We start from the raw sequence: 18,891 nt of genomic DNA on the forward strand, positions 1-18,891 counted from the left end.
TTCTGGTCATTCGGCCACCGCCGCCTTCCCGGCTTCGCCCCGCTGTTCGAGTCGTGGCAGCCGGCCCAGCTTCCCGGGATGCCACGGCCCGGCACCCTCGCTCGGCCAGGCCCGGAACTCCCGGCCCAGCTCGTCGCAGAGGAACTGGACCGCGTACCGGCCGCTGGTCGCGGCCCGGATCAGGCCGCCCATCCCGGTCCACTGCCCGGCCATCGAGAAGCCGCTCAGCCCCGGCAGCCGCATCCGGTCCCGGTCCACCAGCGCGGTCGACACGTCGTCGGCCTCGGAGAACGCCTTCCAGGCCAGGATGCTGCCGTAGGTGTTGCCGGTGTACCGCTCCGTCGTCGCCGGCGTCGCCACGTCCACCAGCTCGATCCGCTCCTCGAGGCCCGGATGACGCTCGGCCAGGAAGTCCCGCAGGAAGTCGACGACCTCCTGCTTGCGCTCCCGGTACGCCCGCCGGTCCGCCTTCCGCAGATCCTGCCAGGACCGGTGGTCGGTGAAGTACGTGCAGTGCAGCACCGACTTCCCGGCCGGCGCGAAGCCGTCGGCGTAGTCGGACCGCCGCTGCACCACCAGACTGTGCTGGAGGCTCCCCGGCAGCGCCGCGCCCCGCTCCGGACCGAGGAGGTACGTGGTGCTGTGTGGCTCACCGGCGGGCAGCGGGCCGTCGATCCCGACGAACGCGGAGACCACCGCCGGGTACAGGTTGTCCGGCCGGTCCAGCAGCTCCGTGTACAGCCGCTCGGTGCGCGGGCTGCTCCACCGCCCCTCCAGCAGCCGGTCCAGCACCGTCGGCCCGTCGCAGGCGGCGATCACATGGTCGGCGAAGTGCTCCTGCCCGTCCCGCAGCCGTACGCCGACCGCCCGCCCGTCCTCGACGAGGATCCGCTCCACCCGGGCGCGGTAGCCGATGTGCCCGCCGAGCCCCGTGTACCGCTCCTCCACCGACCGGGCCAGACCCAGCGAACCGCCCTCCGGGAAGCCCGCGTTGCCGTTGAAGGCGCAGGACATCGTGAAGAGGAAGGGGAGCAGCGGGAAGCCGGTCAGCTCCTGGAGGAACATGTTCGGGAACGCCTGGCGCAGCAGCGGGTCCTCGAAGCGGTCCGCGAACCGGCGCATCGGCGTGGCCGCGGTGCGCCAGTACAGCCGGAACGCCGGCAGGATCGCGAGCAGCGTTCGCGCCTTCTCCGTCAGGGACTTCAGCGGCGGCGGCTTCAGCTCCCAGTGTGGGGCCAGCCCCGCGAAGCGCCTGAGGTCCCGGCAGAACGCCCGGATCAGGCGCTCGTCGCCGGGCGAGAGCTCCAGCAGGTGCTTCTGGAGCCGGTCCGGGTCGTTGTAGAACGTGACGGACCGGCCGTCCTCCGTCACCACCCGGTTGAACTGGTCGAAATGGGTGATCCGCTTCCCGTCCAGCGCCCCGAGCTCGCGCCACACGTCGTTCGCCCCGGTCCCGGGTGCCGTGCCGATCAGCCAGTCGATGCAGTAGTCGAAGAGGTAGCCCTGCCGATCCCAGGCGGTGCAGCAGCCCCCTGGCAGCACGTGCTTCTCGAAGATCCGGCTCTCCAGCCCACTCATCTGCGCGTAGCAGCCGGCGGCCAGACCCGACATGCCCGCGCCGATGATGATCACCCGGGGCCGCCCGCCGGGAGGCCGGGCCTCCCAACGGGGCCCGCCGTCACGCACGCCCATCCGCGGCACCTCCCGCCAGCAGCGCCCGGACCAGCTCCGCGTTCCCGTCGAGGAACGAGCCGTCGAGCATCTCGGCGTGCCGCCCGTGCCCCTCGCGTACGGTGCACCCGGCGGCGGTGACCCCGTGCCAGCCGCCGGGCTCGTCCGCCGCGAAGCGGAGCAGCTTGTCCTGGTCGGAGATCACCGCGATCGGTGCGCCGAGCACACCGAGCGACGGGTGAGCACCGCAGTGCGCCAGGTACTCGCGGGCCTGCTCCACGGTCTCCCGGGCGACGATCTCGGAACCGGTGTGCCGCCGCAGGTGCTCCGCGAGCTCCGCCTCGAACTCGGTCAGGTGCTCCTCGCCGAGGGCGACGGCCTCGGCGATCCGGTACGAGTCCATGATCAGCACGAGGTCCACCGCGCGGCCCCGCCGCTCCAGCTCCCCGGCGATCTCGAACGCGAGGTTGCCGCCGAGAGAGTAACCGAACAGCGTGTACGGCCCGCCCGGGTGCAGCTCCTCGGCCAGATCCGCGTACCGGGCCGCCTTGTCCGGACCCGACAGGTAGTTGAACGCGGCGAAGCGGTGCTCGGGCAGCCGCGCCGCGAGCTGCCGGTACACCAGCCCGTGCCCGCCCGCGGGCGGCAGGCAGAACACCGTCGCCGCCGGGTCCGCGCCCGGGTTGAACCACAGGTACGGCTCGGCGCCGGGCAGCCGCCCGGTGACGACGTCCTCCAAGGTGCGGGCCATGCCGTGCAGGGTGCTGGTCCGGAACAGCCGCCCGACCGGCACGGACGCGTTGAACTCGGTCCGCAGGTGGTGGATCAGTTCGATCAGCTTGATCGAACTGCCTCCCGCCTCGAAGAAGTCGTCCCGCAGCCCCGGCCGCTCCAGCCCGAGCAGCGACCGCCAGTGCGCCGCCATCCGCGTCTCGTACAGCGTCACCGGCGGTTCGTACCTCTCCGGTCCCGCCTCCGCGCGCGGCTCCGGCAGCGCGCCGAGATCGACCTTGCCGTTCGCGGTCAGCGGCAGCTCGGACAGCTCCGTGAAGTGCGCCGGGATCAGATACGTCGGCAGCTGCTCCGCGAGGTGGCGGCGCAGCTCCCGGGCGTCGGCCACCGCGCCCGGCGCGGGCACGCAGTAGGCGCACAGCACGTTCTCGCCCGTCTCGTCCCGCCGTGCCGTCACGCACACCTGCGCCAGCTCGGGCCGGGCGGCCAGCCGCGCCTCGATCTCCCCGGTCTCCACCCGGTGGCCGCGCACCTTCACCTGCCCGTCGGCCCGCCCGAGGAGGTGCAGCACCCCCTCCGCGTCCCAGTGCCCGAGGTCCCCCGTCCGGTACAGCCGTACGGGTTCGCCGCCCGGTTCGAGGGTCACGAACCGCTCGGCCGTCCGCTCCGGATCGCCCAGGTAGCGGTCGGCGACGCCGGCGCCGCCGATCCACAGCTCACCGGCCACCCCCGGTGGCACCGGCTCGCCGTGCCGGTCGAGGACGTACAGCTCGCTGTTGGGCAGCGGCCGGCCGACCGGCACCATCCGGCCCGGCTCCAGCCCCTCCGCCGGCCCCTCGTAGCAGGCGCTGTCGATGGTGGCCTCGGTCAGCCCGTACGAGTTGACCACCCGGGTCCCCGGCCCGCACAGCGCGACGAGCCTCCGGTGCTCGCCCGCCCGCCAGGCGTCCGAGCCGACGATCACCAGGCGCATGAACTCCAGGCCCAGCCCCTCCCGCTCGCAGTGCGCCAGCAGCCCGCGCGCCACCGACGGCACGAACTCGCCGCAGTCCACGCCCTCCGCGCGCATGGTCCGGTAGAGCCGCGCGGTGTCGAAGAGGAGGTCCCGGTCGACGAGGACCAGCGTCCCGCCCGAACACAGCGCCCGGACCAGGTCCCCGGTGAACACGTCGAAGGAGACGCCCGCCATCTGCAGGTGCACCCGGACGTCGGTGTCCAGCCGGTACTCCTGCTGCCAGGCGACGAACACCGAGGCCAGGTTGCGGTGGCTGACCCGCACCGCCTTGGGGCGGCCGGTGGAACCCGAGGTGTGGATCACGTACGCCGTCCGGTCGAGGCCCACGGCCGGCTCCGGCCGCTCCTCGGTCCCCGGCCGGTCCAGCTCGTCGAGGGTGACCGGCCGTCCCGGCAGCCGGGCCGCCTGGCCCCGCCGCCCGTCGGTCAGAACCAGCGTGGCCCCGGCGTTCTCCATCAGCTCGGCCAGCCGCTCCGCCGGGTGGTCCGGGTCCAGCGGCAGATACGCGCCCCCGGCCCGCCACACCGCGAGCAGCGCGATCACCAGCTCCGGCGACTTCGCAAGACGCACCGCCACCACCGTCCCGGCGCCGACGCCGCGTTCGCGCAGCGAGGCCGCGACGCGTCGCGAGCGCTGGTCCAGCTCCCGGTAGCCGAGCCGCCGCCCGCCCGGCACGGACACCGCGACCGCCTCCGGGAACTGCGCGGCGATCTTCCCGATCAGCTCGTGCACCGGCACGTCGTGGTCGATCCGTCGGCCGACGCCGCCGAACCCGGTGACGATCCGCTCCCGTTCCCCGGCCCCCAGCATCGGCAGCCGTCCCGCCGGGCGCTCGCCCTCCGCGCGGGTCAGGCCGTCGAGGAGGTTCCGGTAGTGCGCGGCCATCCGACGCACCGTCGCCGCGTCGAACAGGTCGGTGTTGTACTTCAGCACGCAGTGGAAGCGCCCGTCGGACCGGTCCTCGTACGCGGACAGCGTGACATCGAACTGTCCCTCTTCCTCAGGGAGTTCGATGTACTCCAGTGTGTACCCGAAGCGCTCCACGGCCACCTTGTGGGTGAGCAGGATGAACATCGCCTGGAAGACCGCCGAGCGGCTCGGGTCGTGCTGGAGGCCCAACTGCTCCACGAGCAGCACGAACGGGTACTCCTGATTGTCGAGGCCCCCGAGGACCGTGTCCCGCACCCGGCCCAGCAGCTCGGCCACCGACGGCTCCCCGGCCAGGCTTACGTGCAGCGGCAGCGGATTGACGAAGTAGCCGTAGACGGAGGCGAACTCCTCCTCGGTGCGCCCGGTGACGGGGCTGCCGACCACGATCTCGTCCTGCCCCGACCAGCGGTGCAGCAGCAGGTAGTACGCGGTGAGCAGCACCGTGAACACGGTGACGTTGTGCTCCCGGGCCAGCGTCTGCACCCGGGCGCTGAGCTCGTCGTCGAGCTGGAAGAACTCGGAGGCGCCGTTGTCGGTCTGCACCGGCGGGCGCGGCCGGTCGGTGGGCAGTTCGAGCGCCGGGACCTCCCGCGGCAGGTGTTCCCGCCAGTACTCCAGCATCCGCCGCGCCTCGGGCCCGGCCAGGAAGCGGTTCCGCCGGTTGAGGAAGTCCAGGTAGCGGGCCCGGACCGGGGCCAGCTCCGCCGGCCGGCCGGTGCGCAGCCCGTGGTAGACCTCGAACAGCTCCTCGATGAAGGTGAAGGTGGAGATCGCGTCCGAGACGATGTGGTGGACCGCCTTCATCAGCACCCAGCGGTCCGGGGCCCGCCGGAACAGCCGCAGCCGCACCAGAGGATCCCGCTCCAGGTCGTACGGCCTGCGGTACTCCGCTACCAGCCGGGCGCGGACCTCGTCCCAGGGCAGCCCGGACACATCGAGAAGACCGGTGTCGGCGATGGCCTCGGGCCGCACCCGCTGGACCGGACGCCCGTCCTCGGTGGTGATGTTGACGCGCAGGCTCGGATGCCGGGCGATCAGCGTCCGGAAGGCATCGAACAGCAGCTCCGGGTCGAGCTCCGCGCGCACCTCCACCGCGCCGCCGATGTTGTACGCGAAGCCGTCCGGGTTGAGCTGCCGGAGGAACCACAGGGCCTGCTGGTTGTGGGTGAGTGGGTAGCACGCCTCGTCGGTGAACAACTCCACCGCCGTCTCCGCCACCGGACCCCCGGCCGCCGCGAGCTCGGTCAGCCCCGCGTGCAGCCGCTCGGTCAGCTCGCTAACCGGCCCATTGCTGAGCAGCGCCACCACCGGCAGCGAGACCCCCAGCTCGGTGAGGGTCCGGGCCCGCAGCTCCATGGCGAGCAGCGAGTCCAGACCGATCGAGCCGAGCCGGGCGTCCGCGTCGACCAGCTCCGGCCGCACCCGCAGCACACCCGCCGCGAGGGCCGCGAACCGCTCGGCCACCAGCGCCGTACGCGCCGCCTCGTCGGCGGCGCGGAACGCGTCGAGCAGACTGCCGCCCTGCCCCGCCGGGACCTCCCGCGCCGCCGCCGCGGCGAGCGCCGACACCAACGGCGGCGGGGTGGGATACCAGGACAGGAACACCGGCCAGTCCACCACCGCGGCCACCAGTAACTGGGCCCGGTCCTGCCCGATCACCCGCTCCAGGACCGCCATGCCCGCCTCCGGCGCCAGCGAGCTCATCCCGCGCGCGTCCCGGTAGTGGGCGACCAGCCCGAGCTCCTCGATCATGCCGGTCGCCCACGGCCCCCAGTCCATGCTGAGCGCGGGCAGACCGAGCGCCCGGCGGTGATGGGCGAGCGCGTCCAGGAACGCGTTCCCGGCCGCGTAGTTGACCTGACCGGCCGTGGTCAGCAGCGAGGCGACCGACGCGAACAGTACGAAGTGCTCGACCGGCTCGTCGCGCAGCAGCCGGTGCAGCAGGTACCCGCCGTGGACCTTCGGCCCGTAGCCTGCGTCGAACGCTTCGCGGTCCAACGACGGCAGCAGGACGTCCCGCACCTGTCCCGCGAGGTGGAACACGCCCCGCACCGGCGGCAGACCGGCGGCCCGACGCCCGGCCAGCCAGCCCTCCATGGCCGCCGCGTCGGTCACGTCTACCGCGGCGACCAGCACCTCTGCGCCGAGCGCTTCGAGCTCGTGCAGGAACGCGACCCGCCGCCCCTCGGGGCCGCCCGGATCGAGCCCCCGCCACGCGCCGCGCTCCGGCACGCCGGTGCGGCCGAGCAGGACCAGGCGCCGGGCCCCGCGCCGTACCAGGGTGTGGCAGAGCAGCCGCCCCAGCGCCCCGAACGCGCCCGTGACCAGATAGGCGCCGTCCGCGCGCAGCCGCAGCGGCAGCGGACGGGTCAGCCCCGCGGGCGGACGCAGCCGGCTGAGGTGCCGCCGCCCGGACCGCAGCGCGATCTCGCCCTCGCCGTCGTCCGCCGTGAGCGCGCGCAGCAGCACCTCGGCCTCGCCGGGACCCCCGGCCGGGTCGAGATCGATCAGTTTGCCGCTGTGACCGGTGAGCTCCTGCTGCCACAGCACCCGGCCGATGCCCCAGGCGGGCGCGCCGAACGGCTCCACCGGCTCGCCCGGCACCACCGCCTGGGCGCCCCGGGTGACGATGTGCAGGCGCCCCTCCGGGCACGCCTCGGGCAGCACCTGGGCGAGCAGGACGAGCGAGTAGCCACCGACCGTGCCGATCCCGTCGAGGTCCGCCGCGCCGACCGTGTCCAGCGGGGGCATATCGAGGTTCCACAGATGCACCACGGCTCCGAACCCCGGCCCGAGTTCGTCGAACAGCCTGCGCAGATCGGCCGCCGAATCGGGTCGCACGGTCATGTGCCGGGCCCCGCTTCGGTATCGGCTGCCCGGGCGGACCAGCCGGCACCGCCCGCCGCGCGCCACGACCGCCTCGGCCATCCGCGCGCCGAGCCCGCCCTCGTCGGCGAAGACCACCAGGTCGGGCGCGGGGGAGCCGTCGGGACCGTCCCCGGTCCCCTCGGCGGTCCCGCCGTCCTCCGGCGCCTCGGTGGGCGTCTCCTCCCAGACCACCTCGGCCAGCCAGCCGTCGATGGTGCCGAGCTTCACCGAGGAGGCCACCCGGTCCACCGCTGCCGCGCGGAAGCCGCTGATCCGGCCGAGCGGCGTCCCGTCCTCCGCGTACAGGGCGAGGTCGCCGACCAGTTCCTCGTCGCTCTCCGCGGTCACCGTCGCGTGCGCCCACAGGGCCCGGTCGCCGACCGCGTCCAGCCGCAGCTCCGCGATGCCGACGGGCAGCCGGATCCCGGCGGATCGGCCGTCGTCCGGCGTCATCGCAGTGAGCATGGTCTGGAAGCAGGCGTCCAGGAGCACGGGGTGCACATGGCAGTCCGCGGCCCCGTCGCCCATGCCCGGGGTGGGCCGGATCAGCGACAGCGCCTCGCCGGGCGCCGTCCACACCTCGTCGATCGCCCGGAACGCCGGGCCGTAGTGGTAGCCGAGCGCCGCCAGCTCGCCGTAGCACGCCTCCCGGTCGAGCCGACGCCCCGCCCGCGCCCGTACCGCGTCCGTGTCCAGCGGTTCCGCGAGCCGGCGTGGCTGCCCGGTGCGGACGACCCCGCTCGCGTGGACCGTACGGCCCGGAGCCCCGGTCCCGGAACCGGCGAGGGAGGCGATGGTGAACCCGGCCTCCTCCGGCGCGAAGGCCAGCTGGACGGTCGTCGCCTCGCCGTCGGGCAGGAACAGGGCCCGGGAGAACTCGACGTCGGCCAGGGTCGCCGTGTCGCCGCCGGTCAGCGCCCGGACCGCCTGCGCGGCCATCTCCAGGTACCCGGCGGCCGGGAAGACCGTGCTGTCCTCGATCCGGTGGTCGGCCAGGTACGGCAGCCGCTCGGTGTCCAGGCGGCTCTCCCAGGTCGGCTGCAGCGCGGAGGTCCGCCGGCCGAGCAGCGGGTGGTCCAGCCGGCCGAGCCGGATCTGCTCCACCGGCGCGGGCTCCACCCAGTACCGCTCCCGCTGCCACGGATAGCCCGGCAGCGGCACCGGCCGCCCCACGGGCTGGAGCACCGACCAGTCCACGTCGACGCCCAGTGTGTACAGCTCCGCGAGGGAGCGGGCGAACCGCTCGGGCTCGTCCTCCCGCCGCCGGATCGACGGCAGCGTCACCCCCTCGACGGCCCGGCCCTCCAGGCACTCCCGGATCGAGTGGCCGAGCACCGGGTGCGGACCGATCTCCAGGAACAGCGTGTACCCGTCGTCGACCAGCCGGTCGACCGCGGCACGGAACCGGACGGGCCGCCGGACGTTCTCCCACCAGTACGCGGCGTCCAGCTCCGGCCCCCGCGCACGCCCCTCGCGGGCGGTCAGATACAGCGGGAGACCGGCGGCGCGCGGCGCGATCCCGGCCAGCGCCTCGTGCAGCTCGGCCTCGATCGGGTCCATCCGCACGCTGTGGTAAGGCACTTCCACGTCGAGGAACCGGGCGAAGACCTGCTCCCGCTCCAGCCGCCCGGCGAGCTCCCCGAGGGTGTCCCGGTCCCCGGACAGCGTCACCGACGCCGGGCTGTTCACGGCGGCGACCGACACGTGGTCCCGGTACGGGCGGACCAGCCGCTCGGCCTCCTCCTCGGACAGGTTGGCCGCCAGCATCACGCCGGTGCCCGCGAGCCGGTGCTGGAGGGCGCTGCGCGCCAGCGCGATCCGGACGGCGTCCTCCAGGCCGTACACCCCGGCCTGGTGGAAGGCCGCGATCTCGCCGGTGCTGTGCCCGACGACGGCGTCCGGCCGCACCCCGTGGTGTTCCCACAGCGCCGCGAGCCCCGCCTGGACGGCGAAGTTGGCGGGCTGGGCGAGCCAGGTCTCGGCCATCCGGGACTCCGCCTCGGGCCGGGTCAGCTCGTCGAGCAGCGACCAGCCCGCCTGGCGCCGGACCTCCCGGTCGCAGCGCTCGACCGCCTCCCGGAACACGGGCTCGGCGTCCAGGAGCTCGCGCCCCATGCCCCACCACTGCGGCCCCATGCCGGTGAACACCCACACCAGCCGCTGCGCCCCGGGCTCCCGGAGGCGGCCCCGCACGGCCCGGGGGTGCTGCTCCCCGCGCTCGCAGGCGGCCAGTACCTCGTCGAGGGAGCCGGGCGGGCCGAGGGGGGAGTGGACGACGGCGAGGCGCTCCTCGAAGTGCTGGCGGCGGTGGGCCAGGGTGTGCCCGAGGTCCGCGAGGGGCACTCCGGCGGCAAGTTCGCGGCGGACGCCCGCGGCCAGTTCGGCCGGGCCCGACGCGTGCCGGGCGCTCAGCGGGAGGACCGAGCGGGCGGGCGTCCGGGCCGTCGCGCGCGGCTCCTCCGGCGGGCGGGGCGGCGCCTCCTCCAGCAGGACGTGGGCGTTGGTGCCGCCGAAGCCGAAGGAGTTGACGCCTGCCCGCGCGGGTCCCTCGTGCTCCGGCCAGTCGACCGGTGCGGTCGGGATCTCGAAGGGCAGCGCGGCGAAGTCGATGGCGGGGTTGGGCTGTTCGAGGTTCAGGTGCGGCGGGATGCGGCGGTGCCGGAGGGCCAGCGCCGTCTTGATCAGGCCCGCGACGCCGGCGGCGGCCTCCGTGTGCCCGATGTTGGTCTTGACCGAGCCGACGTAGCACCGCGCCCCGGGCGCCCGGCCCTGCGCCAGCACCCGGCCCAGCGCCCGCGCTTCGATCGGGTCGCCGACGGGGGTGGAGGTGCCGTGCGCCTCGACGTACTGGAGGCTGCCCGGTGTCACTCCCGCCTCGGCGCAGACCCGCTCGATGAGCGTGGCCTGGGCGTCGGCGCTGGGCACGGTGATGCCGTTGGTGCGTCCGTCCTGGTTCACCCCGCTGCCGATCACCACGGCGTGCACCGGGTCGCCGTCGCGCAGCGCGTCCGAGAGGCGCTTGAGCGCCACGACGCCGACGCCCTCGGCCCGTACGTAGCCGTCGGCGGAGGCGTCGAAGGCGCGGGAGCGTCCGTCGGGGGAGAGGAAGCCGCCCTTGGTCTCGGCGATGGTGTACTGCGGCGCGAGGTGCAGCAGTGTACCTCCGGCCAGGGCGAGTTCGCTCTCGCCGCGCTGCAGGCTCTGGCAGGCCAGGTGGACCGCGACCAGGGAGGAGCTGCACGCCGTGTCGATCGAGACGCTGGGGCCGCGGAAGTCGAGGCAGTGGGAGATGCGGTTCGAGACCATCGTCATCATCGTGCCGGTCGCGGTGTGCGCGGCCAGCGTCTCGAAGCCGAGGTCGGCGAACTGCAGGATCTTGTAGTCCAGGGTGAAGGCGCCGATGAAGACGCCGACGTCCCGCCCGGCCAGTTCGGCGGGCCGCTGCCCGCCGTCCTCCAGCGCCTCCCAGGACACCTCCAGGAGCTTGCGCTGCTGCGGGTCCATGTGCTCGGCCTCGCGCGGGCTGATGCCGAAGAAGTGGGGGTCGAACTCGTCGAAGCCGTCGATGTAGCCGCCCCGGCCGCCGGTCAGCCGGCCCGGCTTGGCCCGGTCGCGGCTGCCGAGGGTCGTGGTGTCGTACCGGTCCGCCGGGGTGGGGACGAGACAGTCCCTGCCTTCTATCAGATTGCGCCAGAAGGACCGGTGGTCACCCGCGTGTCCGGGGAGCCGGCAGCCGATGCCGATGATGGCGACCTTGTCGCGGAGGGCGGCGCTGGGTGAGTCCGTCATGGTCCAATCCGGTGGAGACGACGCCTCGGTACGGGCCGGGCGGGGGCGTATGGGGGCACGACGCCGGTACGGCGCGGGACTGCGCGGTACGGGGCGGGGAGGTCGCGGTACGGAGCGGGTGCGCGCGGTACGGGGGACTACGCGGTGTGGGGGACTACGCGGTGTGGGGCGGGCGGCGCACGGGGTGGAGCAGGCTGGCGACGATCGAGCCGGTCTCCGGGAACGTGGCGGGGTCCTTGACACCGACGATCGCCGGGCGGCGGTCCGGTCGCCAGGTGAAACTGCCGAAGAGGCGGTCCCAGACCGAGAGGTCCACGCCGAAGTGACCGGCCTCGGCCAGGTCGGCGCTGTGGTGCAGCCGGTGTTGCTCGGGGCTGGCCAGGACGTGGTGGAGCGGACCGAGTCGGACGTCCACGTTCGCGTGCACGAAATAGCCTTGGACAAGGGTGAAGAGCGCCACCGCGAAAAGGCAGTCGGCTGAGAATCCGAGAAATCCCAGTGTCAATTGGACCGTGCCCTGTTTGAAGGCGACATCCAGTAGGTGGTTGACGCCGTTATTGGCGACGTTTACTTTTCCCGGGACGTGATGAATTCCGTGTACCTTCCACAGCCACCGATTGGAATGCGCCCAGCGGTGGGCGAGGTAGCCGGTCAGTGAGGAGGCCAGCAGCGCGAGGGGCACCTCGGCCCCGAGCGCGAGCCCCGGTCCTGTGACGGGGGTCGCGGCCAGAACGGCCGCGACGACCGACTGGCCGAGCACGGCGCCGGCCATGGTGAACCCGAAATAGGCTGCGTACCAGCACAGTTCCCGGCCGCTCGGGTGCCAGTCGGTCCGGTGCGGGATCAGCCGCTCCAGCGCCGCGAGATAGAGAATGGTGCCGATCAGGAAGAGCTGGACGGCCCGGCCCCGGTCCCAGTCGAAGCGCAGAACCGAGGTGAAGAGCCAGACTGCGGACAGGAGCAGAATCGGGTACGCGGCATAGCGGAGACACTCGCGGGCGGACGCGCCGGTGGTCCACGCATTCGCCGGCAGCGACCCCGTATCGGGTCGATATTCCATGCGGAGAATCTCCATCACATCCGAATAGGGAGTTCGCAGAGTAGCAGCGGACGTGAGGGGCCGTGAATGAGTGAACGGCGTTTTTTGGCCAGCGCGGTAAGGGGGGCGCACGAGGGTAATTTATAAGAAGAAGTTCTTTTCATTGTTCGGTGCCCGTGGGGCGGGGTGGAGGGCACGGGGTGCCGGTGACCGGAAGTAACGATTCCGCACTCGCGTGGGCGGCGCCGGCCATGCCGGTCGCCACCCGCGTAGAGAGCGGTTACCGCGGGGTCCCGGGCCCGCCGGATATGCCCGAAACCATCGCCCCGTGGGAGTGCGTGTGGGGCCACGGGCGGAGCGCGAGCCGTACAACTCGGGCGGCCGGACCGCACAGGAGCCCGCAAGGAGAGAATTGCCCGGGTGTGCAGGCCCACCCAACCTGGCGGCCCGTCAACGTTGCAGGCGATCGAACAAGGGACGATCCCCGGCCGCCGGAGACTCCCGTGTGGGAACCGTCCAGAGAGCACGGGTTTCACGCCCTGCGACACTTCTACGCCTCCGAGCAGCTGGAGGCCGGCGAATGGGTGCTCTCCCTGACGCGGTGGCTCGGCCACACCGACCCGGGGTTTACCGTGCGAAAGTATGCCCACTTCTTGCCCGGGGCCGGATCCCGCGGTAGCGGCGCCATCGACGCCGTGTTCGGCGAGACCCGGCCGGGACTGCTGAGGCCAGAAAGCCCGCGAAAGTCCCACAGGTACCGCCGCACCCCCTACGCCCAGCGCATCCGCAGGTCAGACAGATGGCCACCTATGAGACGCCGTTCGTCGAATCAATTCGGGGGCTGGGGCCAACTGGTCATCGCGGCCCGGGGGCGCCGTTCCGTCACGGCTGGAAGACCTTCCGGTTGAGCCCGCCCAGACGGACAGCAACTATTCCTTGACGCGAATATTCGTGGTGGTGAATGCTTGTCGCCATGGACGTACTCCTTACCGCGCTGGCCGACCCGGCCCGCTGGCGGCTCGTGAGCCTGCTTGCCGAGCGGCCCCGTCCGGTCGGTGTCCTCGCCGAGCTCGCCGAGGCCCGCCAGCCGCAGACGACCAAGCACCTGCAGACCCTTGAGCGCGCCGGCGTCGTCACCTCCCAGCGCACCGGTCAGCGCCGCATCTACGCGCTCCGGCCCGGTCCCCTGCGTGAGCTGGCGGCTGCGCTCGGCCGGCTCGCCGACACCGCGGAGCAGGCTGGGGGCCCGCGCGAGACCTACGACCGCTACGGGGCCAGCCTCCACGCGGAGCGGCTCGCCGCGGAGGAGCGGGGGTGGGCAGACGGTCGTTCGTTCAGCTTCCGCCGCTCGCTGACGGGGCGCCCCGAGCTGGTATGGCGCCACGTGACCGAGCCCTCCCTGCTCTCCCGATGGTGGACGCCGGACGACCTCCGTGTATCTGATCTGGTCTTCGAGGCGCGGGAGGGCGGGCGGATCGTCCAGGAGTACCGCGATGCCGAGGACGCGGGCGGCTCCGACCTGGTCGCCGGGCGCGCGGAGGGCGTCGTCGACGACGTCCGCCCTGGCGAGCGCCTCACCTACCGACTCTCCCCGCAGCTTCCCGACGGTGGCCTCGCCTTCACTGCCCATGTCGCCCTCGACCTGCGGCCCACCGGGGCCGGCACGGACCTCGACGTCCACTGGCGGATCACCGACAGCACCGTCGACTCCGCTGACTTCATCGCAGGCATCGAGATCGGCTTCGGCCAGAGCCTCGACAAGCTCGCAGCGACCCTCGCTGCAGATCCGCACGACACCGACAGCACCGACATGAGGAGCACACAATGACTGACTCCGCCGGACGCAGGGTGACCGCGAACCTGAGCCTCTCCCTCGACGGGCGTTACCACGGTCCTGGCGGGCCCAGCGACTTCAGCATGTTCGCGCCGTATGTGACCTCCGAGGTCGCGCGGGGCCAACTCACCCGCATCTGGGAGGGTGTGACGACGGCGCTGCTCGGCCGGATCAACGCCGAGGGATTCCTGGGCTACTGGCCGAAGGTCGCCACGGACGAGAATGCCGATCCGCGCGACCGCGGATACGCGAAGTGGCTGGTGGACACGGAAAAGGTGGTCTTCTCAACCACACTGACCGAAGCGCCTTGGGAACACACCCGCGTGGTGAACGCCCCAGTCTCCGACGTCGTTGCCGAACTCAAGTCCACCGGTGAGGGCGACATCCTCGTCAACAGCTGCCCGAGTGTCATCAAGCCGCTCCTTGCGGAAGATCTGCTCGACCGGCTGTACCTCATGATCTTCCCCGAGATCGCCGGAGGCGGGCAGCGACTGTTCGACGACGGCCTGCCGGCTTCGAAGTGGAAGCTCACCCACCAGGAGGCCGGCGAACTGGGGGAGATCGCCATGGTCTATGACCGAGTCCGCTGAGGCGGCCGATCAGCGCACTCTGACGGCGAGGTTCTCCGAGCACGCAGGGGAGTGATCACGCCGCCTGCTCGCAGCCGCTCAGGGCGGGCGGTTCATCGCCGCGCAGCGGACTGAAGTCGACGTTCCGGTGCGGGTCGTACGCCTCGGGCCGGAGATCGAGTTCATGGGTGGAGTACTCGCCGAAGCGGCGGATGTGCTCGGTCAGGTATGGGGATTCCAACCTGGAAGGGCACGGCAAATGTGTAGCGTGACGTTGCGTATGTCGGGACACTTCGTCGGTGACCGGTTCTGCGCTGCCTCAACTGCTCCGTCCTCGTGCCCTGAGGCCCGGAGATCTTTTCGTTGTCGCATCGCTGTCCGGGCCGCTCCACGCTGCTTACGAGCCTGACCTCGAGCAGGCGGTGGTCGTGATCGAGCGGATGGGATTCCGTGTGCGTCGGGCACCGCTCCTCGAAGCAGGGCGGCACCACTGGTGGAGCGCGACGCGGCCGGCGGAGATCGCAGAGGAGTTCAACGGACTACTGCGTGATCCTGAGGTGCGCGCGATCATCGCGCATGACGGCGGACAGACGGCGCTCGGTTACCTCGACCTGATCGATGTCGAGGCGATCGCGGCCGATCCCAAGCCGATCCTCGGCTACAGCGACATCTCACTGCTGCATCTGGTGCTCTATGCGCGCACGGGTCTGGTCGGATTCCATGCCGACGTGGCCACCCCCGGACTCGGCGGGCACTGGCAGGCCGCGTCAGCAGCACGCAGAGCGGAACTTGAAAAGCTCTACTCGACGCTGCTGACCGGCGGCGAGGCGATCGGTGCGCTGCCGGCCACCCCGTCGTGGGAGTGCTGGCGTGCCGCATCGCCCTGACCGGTGCCGAGGCCGGCGCCGACTTCGGCGCCGACTTCGCCGCCGGGTGAAATCCTCGGACCCCACGTCGCTCAAGCTGACCAGACGTCACTTCGAGCACCGAGCTGCTTGTTGCTTCGCCGTTGCCTTGGAAGAGCAGGGCTGAGACCGCGCGACGTGGCTGGCGTTCAGTTCCACGTGCCTGCCGGTGAAGCGGGTTCGCATGCGGCGGTCGTGGGTGACGACGACGACCGCGCCTTGGTAGCAGGCCAGTGCTCCTTCGACTTCTTCGACCAGGACAGGTGAGAGATGGTTGGTGGGCTCGTCCAGCAGCAACAGGTCCACGGGTTCGCTGACGAGGCGGGCCAGTTCGATCCGGCGCCGTTGCCCGTAGGACAGTTCGCTCACTTTCAGGCGCAGGTCGGCAGGGCTGAACAGGCCGAGGGACAACAGAAGGTCGATGTGCTCATCCAGTTCGCCCCCGCGGCCGTGGGCAAACGCCTGTGGGATGGTCAGGTCAGGCGGCCACGGTGTCTCCTCCTGTCTCAAGTGCCCGACGCGGCCCCGTGTGCGCACCGTCCCCTCATCCGGCTGCAGTTCACCCGCCAGCACACGCAGCAGCGTTGTCTTGCCGGCCCCGTTGGGCCCGGTGACCAACAGCCGCTCCTCGCCGCCGATCCGCAGCGAAGGCACGTGCAGCCGGTCTTCGACACGGATGCCGGTGAGCTCCGCCGCGGGCTGAGACGTCTGACCGTCGGCGGTGGTCATCCGTGCGGTGAACGCCATCGGTTCGGGCGGCAGCGCGACAGGATTGTCCGTCAGCCGTTCAACACGCTCCTTCGCATTGCGGATACGGACCATCGCCCCGTGACCACGGCCGCGGGCGCGGAAGCCGCCGTGGCCGAACACGGCGAACGGCAGCTTGCGAGGGACTGCCTCCAGACGTGCCACGTTCGTGGCGGCCAGCTTCTGATTGCGGGCCAGCTCCGCGCACCAGTCCGCGTACTGCTGCAGACGGCGCCTTCGCTCAGCGGCCTTGGTGGCGAGGTAGCCGTTGTAGCCGTCGCCGTGACGCGTCACCTTGCCCTCGCCGACCTCCAGGATCGTGGTGGTGACCCGTTCCAGGAACACTCGGTCATGGGTGACCGCGAGCACCGTGCCGCGATGCGCCCTCAGGTGTGCCTCAAGCCAGCCAACCGCCTCGTCGTCCAGATCGTTGGTCGGCTCGTCCAGCAGTAGCAGCTCCGGCTGGGACGCCAAGGTCGCGGCCAGCGCCAGCCGGGACCGCTCACCACCCGACAGCGTGCCCAAGGCCCGATCCCGAGCCAGACCCGGCAGGCCGAGCCCGTGCAGGGCGATGTCCACCCGGGCATCGGCTTCGTAGCCCGCGCGCGCCTCGTACCGGGCGACCATGTGGGCGTAGGTGTCCAGCGCGGCGGTCAGTTCCGCCCCCGCCAAGCCCGTGAGCCCGGCTTCGGCGTGGTGCATCCGCGCTTCGAGTTCACGCAGGTCGGCAAGAGCCATGTCCACGGCGTCCTGGACGGTGGCCTCGGGGGGCAGGGGTAACGACTGGGCCAGATATCCCGAGCCGCCTGGTGCGATCACGCTCAGCTCGCCGTTGTCGGGCCGGTCCAGCCCGGCGATCAGTCGCAACAGGGTGGTCTTTCCGGCTCCGTTGTCGCCGATGATGCCGGCCCTCTCGCCCGGCTTGACGCTGAAGGACACGTCGTCCAGCACGACGTGGTCGTCGTAGCGGCGGGTGATGTTCTGAAGAGATAGTTGTGCGGTAAGCATGGAGTCCCCTGTTCTCGGCCTGGCCGATCGGCACGGTGGATGGACGCATCCGCGCACGCCGGAAACACGCCGTGGCACGCCGGACAGACGGCATCACGGGAGGAACGGAAGCACGGATGAGAACGCGCGACGGCGGAGCCAAGCTCAACGCGGTCGCACGGGGACTATCACAGGGAACCCATGCGCAGCATCGTAGGCGGGGAGTCCGTTGGGCTGCAAGGCGTTTTCATGGCTGTGGGCCTGGGCCGACAAGGCCTCCTGCCCGACATGAGCCGGGACGCCCGCAACTTCCGTGAACGGGCAGAAGCCAACGGACATCCCGCCCCTGCCCACCCGAAGACAGACGCCGATGAGCAAGGTGCGTCGACGCTCGTGGCATTGGCTGTCCGGGTCACTGGAGCGGGTCCTTCTTGGTGGTCAGGTGCGGGGAGACGCTGTCGAGCACGATCGCGATCCGGATCTTGGGCGCGTGGAGACTGAGCGCTGCTGCTCGACGCGCTCAGCCAGGCACCGATCCGGTGATTCCCTTGGTCAGCTGCCCTGTGAGGCTGCGGCCGTCGCCGACCTCATGCCTGATCACACCGCCATCGAGAACGAGGACGTGCCGGCTCCGGAGCTACTGGTCACCCTGGACAAACACGGCAGGTCACCGATCTGGCTCCTACGCCGTTGTGTCCGGCTTCGGATCGGGGCCGGCGGCAAGTAGCTGCTCGCGCAGAATGTCAGCGTGCCCGCAGTGGTGGGCCAGTTCGCGCAGGACTTGCAGGTACACCCAACGCAGTGTGCGCGGGCCGGTTCGGTGGCCCGTCACGACCTTGTCCAGCGGCAGATCGGCGACCACCGCCAGTGCCCGTGCGCAGGCCTCCTGGTGGGCCGCCGTGACGGAGGCGACGGTGTCGTCGTCGGCGAGCCGGAAGGACTCGTCCGGGTTCTGGGCCAGGCCGAGTTCCCGACGGGATGTGCCGCCGACGCACTCCTCGAACCATACCCGCTGCATCCACGTGACGTGCTTGAGCAGTCCGAGCAACGTTGTTGCGGATGAGACGAGGCGCAGGCGGGCCTGCTCTTCGGTGATGCCGTCCAGGGTTGCCTCGAAGGCGCTCCGGTACTCCTCCACGAAGGCATCGAGTTGGACGCGTTCATCGTCCAACAGCACATCGAACGATCCCATCCAAGTCTCCCATCACCCTGCAGTCCGAGGCGCATCAGCTCGTGCGAGCAGCTGACCACGCCGACATCGACAACCCTATGCCGTGCCCCCTCGTTGTCAGGTATGGACGGAAACATCGAGGACCTGGACCGGGACTGAAAAACGTTCGGTGTAACTCCGGATCACGGAAGATGAATCGATGACCAGCAACAACTGACAGAGGCCGAGTTCGACGAGCCGTCAGAGGAGGTGCCGGCGAAACCTTTCAACGACCGTCCGACTGACGAGCTGGTGGGCCGGGCTCAGGGCGAGGGCAGTCAGCTGACCGGCGAGAGCGGACTGCTCCAGCAGCTGATCTTCGACGCATCGTGCAACTGGAATCCGCCTGCCTTCGCAGCGCTGTGTGCGTGGGTCGCGCTGCTGTATGGACACAGACATGCCCACAAGCCGTCCCAGGGAAGTCGCGCAAGCGCACGCGGGAGAACCGCCAGCAGAGCCAGGCCATGGGTACGCTCCACACCGAGGCGGTGCGGCGAACGACCGCACTCTCTCCGACGGCCAGCAACCAAAGCACTCCGCGAGCGTCCTGCTGCCTCTCGTAGCGTAAGCCCTCATTAGCTTCTTCGAACTGGAC

At 71.4% G+C, this 18,891-nt stretch carries 8 protein-coding genes and 1 pseudogene; 3 read left to right on the forward strand and 6 right to left on the reverse strand.

Features of this window, described 5'->3' with window-relative positions; translation table 11 throughout:
- Positions 1-6: 6 nt before the first annotated feature.
- The 3 genes from HED23_RS15140 to HED23_RS15150 all read right to left on the reverse strand — a co-directional run bounded on the left by HED23_RS15140 (position 7) and on the right by HED23_RS15150 (position 12,065).
- Positions 7-1,692, reverse strand: coding sequence for a phytoene desaturase family protein (locus HED23_RS15140; protein WP_203183947.1), 1,686 nt, complete (start codon positions 1,690-1,692; stop codon positions 7-9).
- Complete coding sequence (locus HED23_RS15145) at positions 1,679-11,005, reverse strand: hybrid non-ribosomal peptide synthetase/type I polyketide synthase (protein ID WP_203183948.1); 9,327 nt, start codon at positions 11,003-11,005, stop codon at positions 1,679-1,681. The genes HED23_RS15140 and HED23_RS15145 overlap by 14 nt, the downstream gene beginning before the upstream one ends.
- Positions 11,006-11,159: 154 nt before the next feature.
- Complete coding sequence (locus HED23_RS15150; protein ID WP_203183949.1) at positions 11,160-12,065, reverse strand: sterol desaturase family protein; 906 nt, start codon at positions 12,063-12,065, stop codon at positions 11,160-11,162.
- A 952-nt stretch (positions 12,066-13,017) separates the two neighbouring features.
- Between HED23_RS15150 and HED23_RS15155 the strand changes: the two genes are divergently transcribed.
- Complete coding sequence (locus HED23_RS15155) at positions 13,018-13,872, forward strand: metalloregulator ArsR/SmtB family transcription factor (RefSeq protein ID WP_203183950.1); 855 nt, start codon at positions 13,018-13,020, stop codon at positions 13,870-13,872.
- Positions 13,869-14,468: a dihydrofolate reductase family protein gene (locus HED23_RS15160; protein WP_203183951.1), complete on the forward strand. Its 600-nt coding sequence runs from the start codon at positions 13,869-13,871 to the stop codon at positions 14,466-14,468. The genes HED23_RS15155 and HED23_RS15160 overlap by 4 nt, the downstream gene beginning before the upstream one ends.
- A gap of 55 nt (positions 14,469-14,523) precedes the next feature.
- On the opposite strand, the gene HED23_RS15165 is transcribed toward HED23_RS15160, so the two are convergent.
- Positions 14,524-14,688: a hypothetical protein gene (locus tag HED23_RS15165; protein ID WP_203183952.1), complete on the reverse strand. Its 165-nt coding sequence runs from the start codon at positions 14,686-14,688 to the stop codon at positions 14,524-14,526.
- 58 nt (positions 14,689-14,746) lie between these two features.
- On the opposite strand from HED23_RS15165, the pseudogene HED23_RS15170 reads away from it, so the two are divergent.
- A pseudogene (locus HED23_RS15170) lies at positions 14,747-15,319 on the forward strand (LD-carboxypeptidase); the annotation flags it as partial.
- 102 nt (positions 15,320-15,421) lie between these two features.
- On the opposite strand, the gene HED23_RS15175 reads toward HED23_RS15170, so the two are convergent.
- Positions 15,422-17,107: a TlrC/CarA/OleB/SrmB family ABC-F type ribosomal protection protein gene (locus HED23_RS15175; protein ID WP_203183953.1), complete on the reverse strand. Its 1,686-nt coding sequence runs from the start codon at positions 17,105-17,107 to the stop codon at positions 15,422-15,424.
- A gap of 661 nt (positions 17,108-17,768) precedes the next feature.
- Positions 17,769-18,278: a DinB family protein gene (locus tag HED23_RS15180; RefSeq protein WP_203183954.1), complete on the reverse strand. Its 510-nt coding sequence runs from the start codon at positions 18,276-18,278 to the stop codon at positions 17,769-17,771.
- Positions 18,279-18,891 lie beyond the last annotated feature (613 nt).

The organism is Streptomyces pratensis, assembly GCF_016804005.1.
GTDB classification, from domain to species: Bacteria; Actinomycetota; Actinomycetes; order Streptomycetales; family Streptomycetaceae; genus Streptomyces; species Streptomyces pratensis_A.

Coding starts and splice junctions, on each gene's coding strand:
- HED23_RS15150 (WP_203183949.1), bottom strand. CDS start 12,065: ATGGAATATCGACCCGATACGGGGTCGCTGCCGGCGAATGCGTGGACC.
- HED23_RS15175 (WP_203183953.1), bottom strand. CDS start 17,107: ATGCTTACCGCACAACTATCTCTTCAGAACATCACCCGCCGCTACGAC.
- HED23_RS15155 (WP_203183950.1), top strand. CDS start 13,018: ATGGACGTACTCCTTACCGCGCTGGCCGACCCGGCCCGCTGGCGGCTC.
- HED23_RS15180 (WP_203183954.1), bottom strand. CDS start 18,278: ATGGGATCGTTCGATGTGCTGTTGGACGATGAACGCGTCCAACTCGAT.
- HED23_RS15140 (WP_203183947.1), bottom strand. CDS start 1,692: ATGGGCGTGCGTGACGGCGGGCCCCGTTGGGAGGCCCGGCCTCCCGGC.
- HED23_RS15160 (WP_203183951.1), top strand. CDS start 13,869: ATGACTGACTCCGCCGGACGCAGGGTGACCGCGAACCTGAGCCTCTCC.
- HED23_RS15145 (WP_203183948.1), bottom strand. CDS start 11,005: ATGACGGACTCACCCAGCGCCGCCCTCCGCGACAAGGTCGCCATCATC.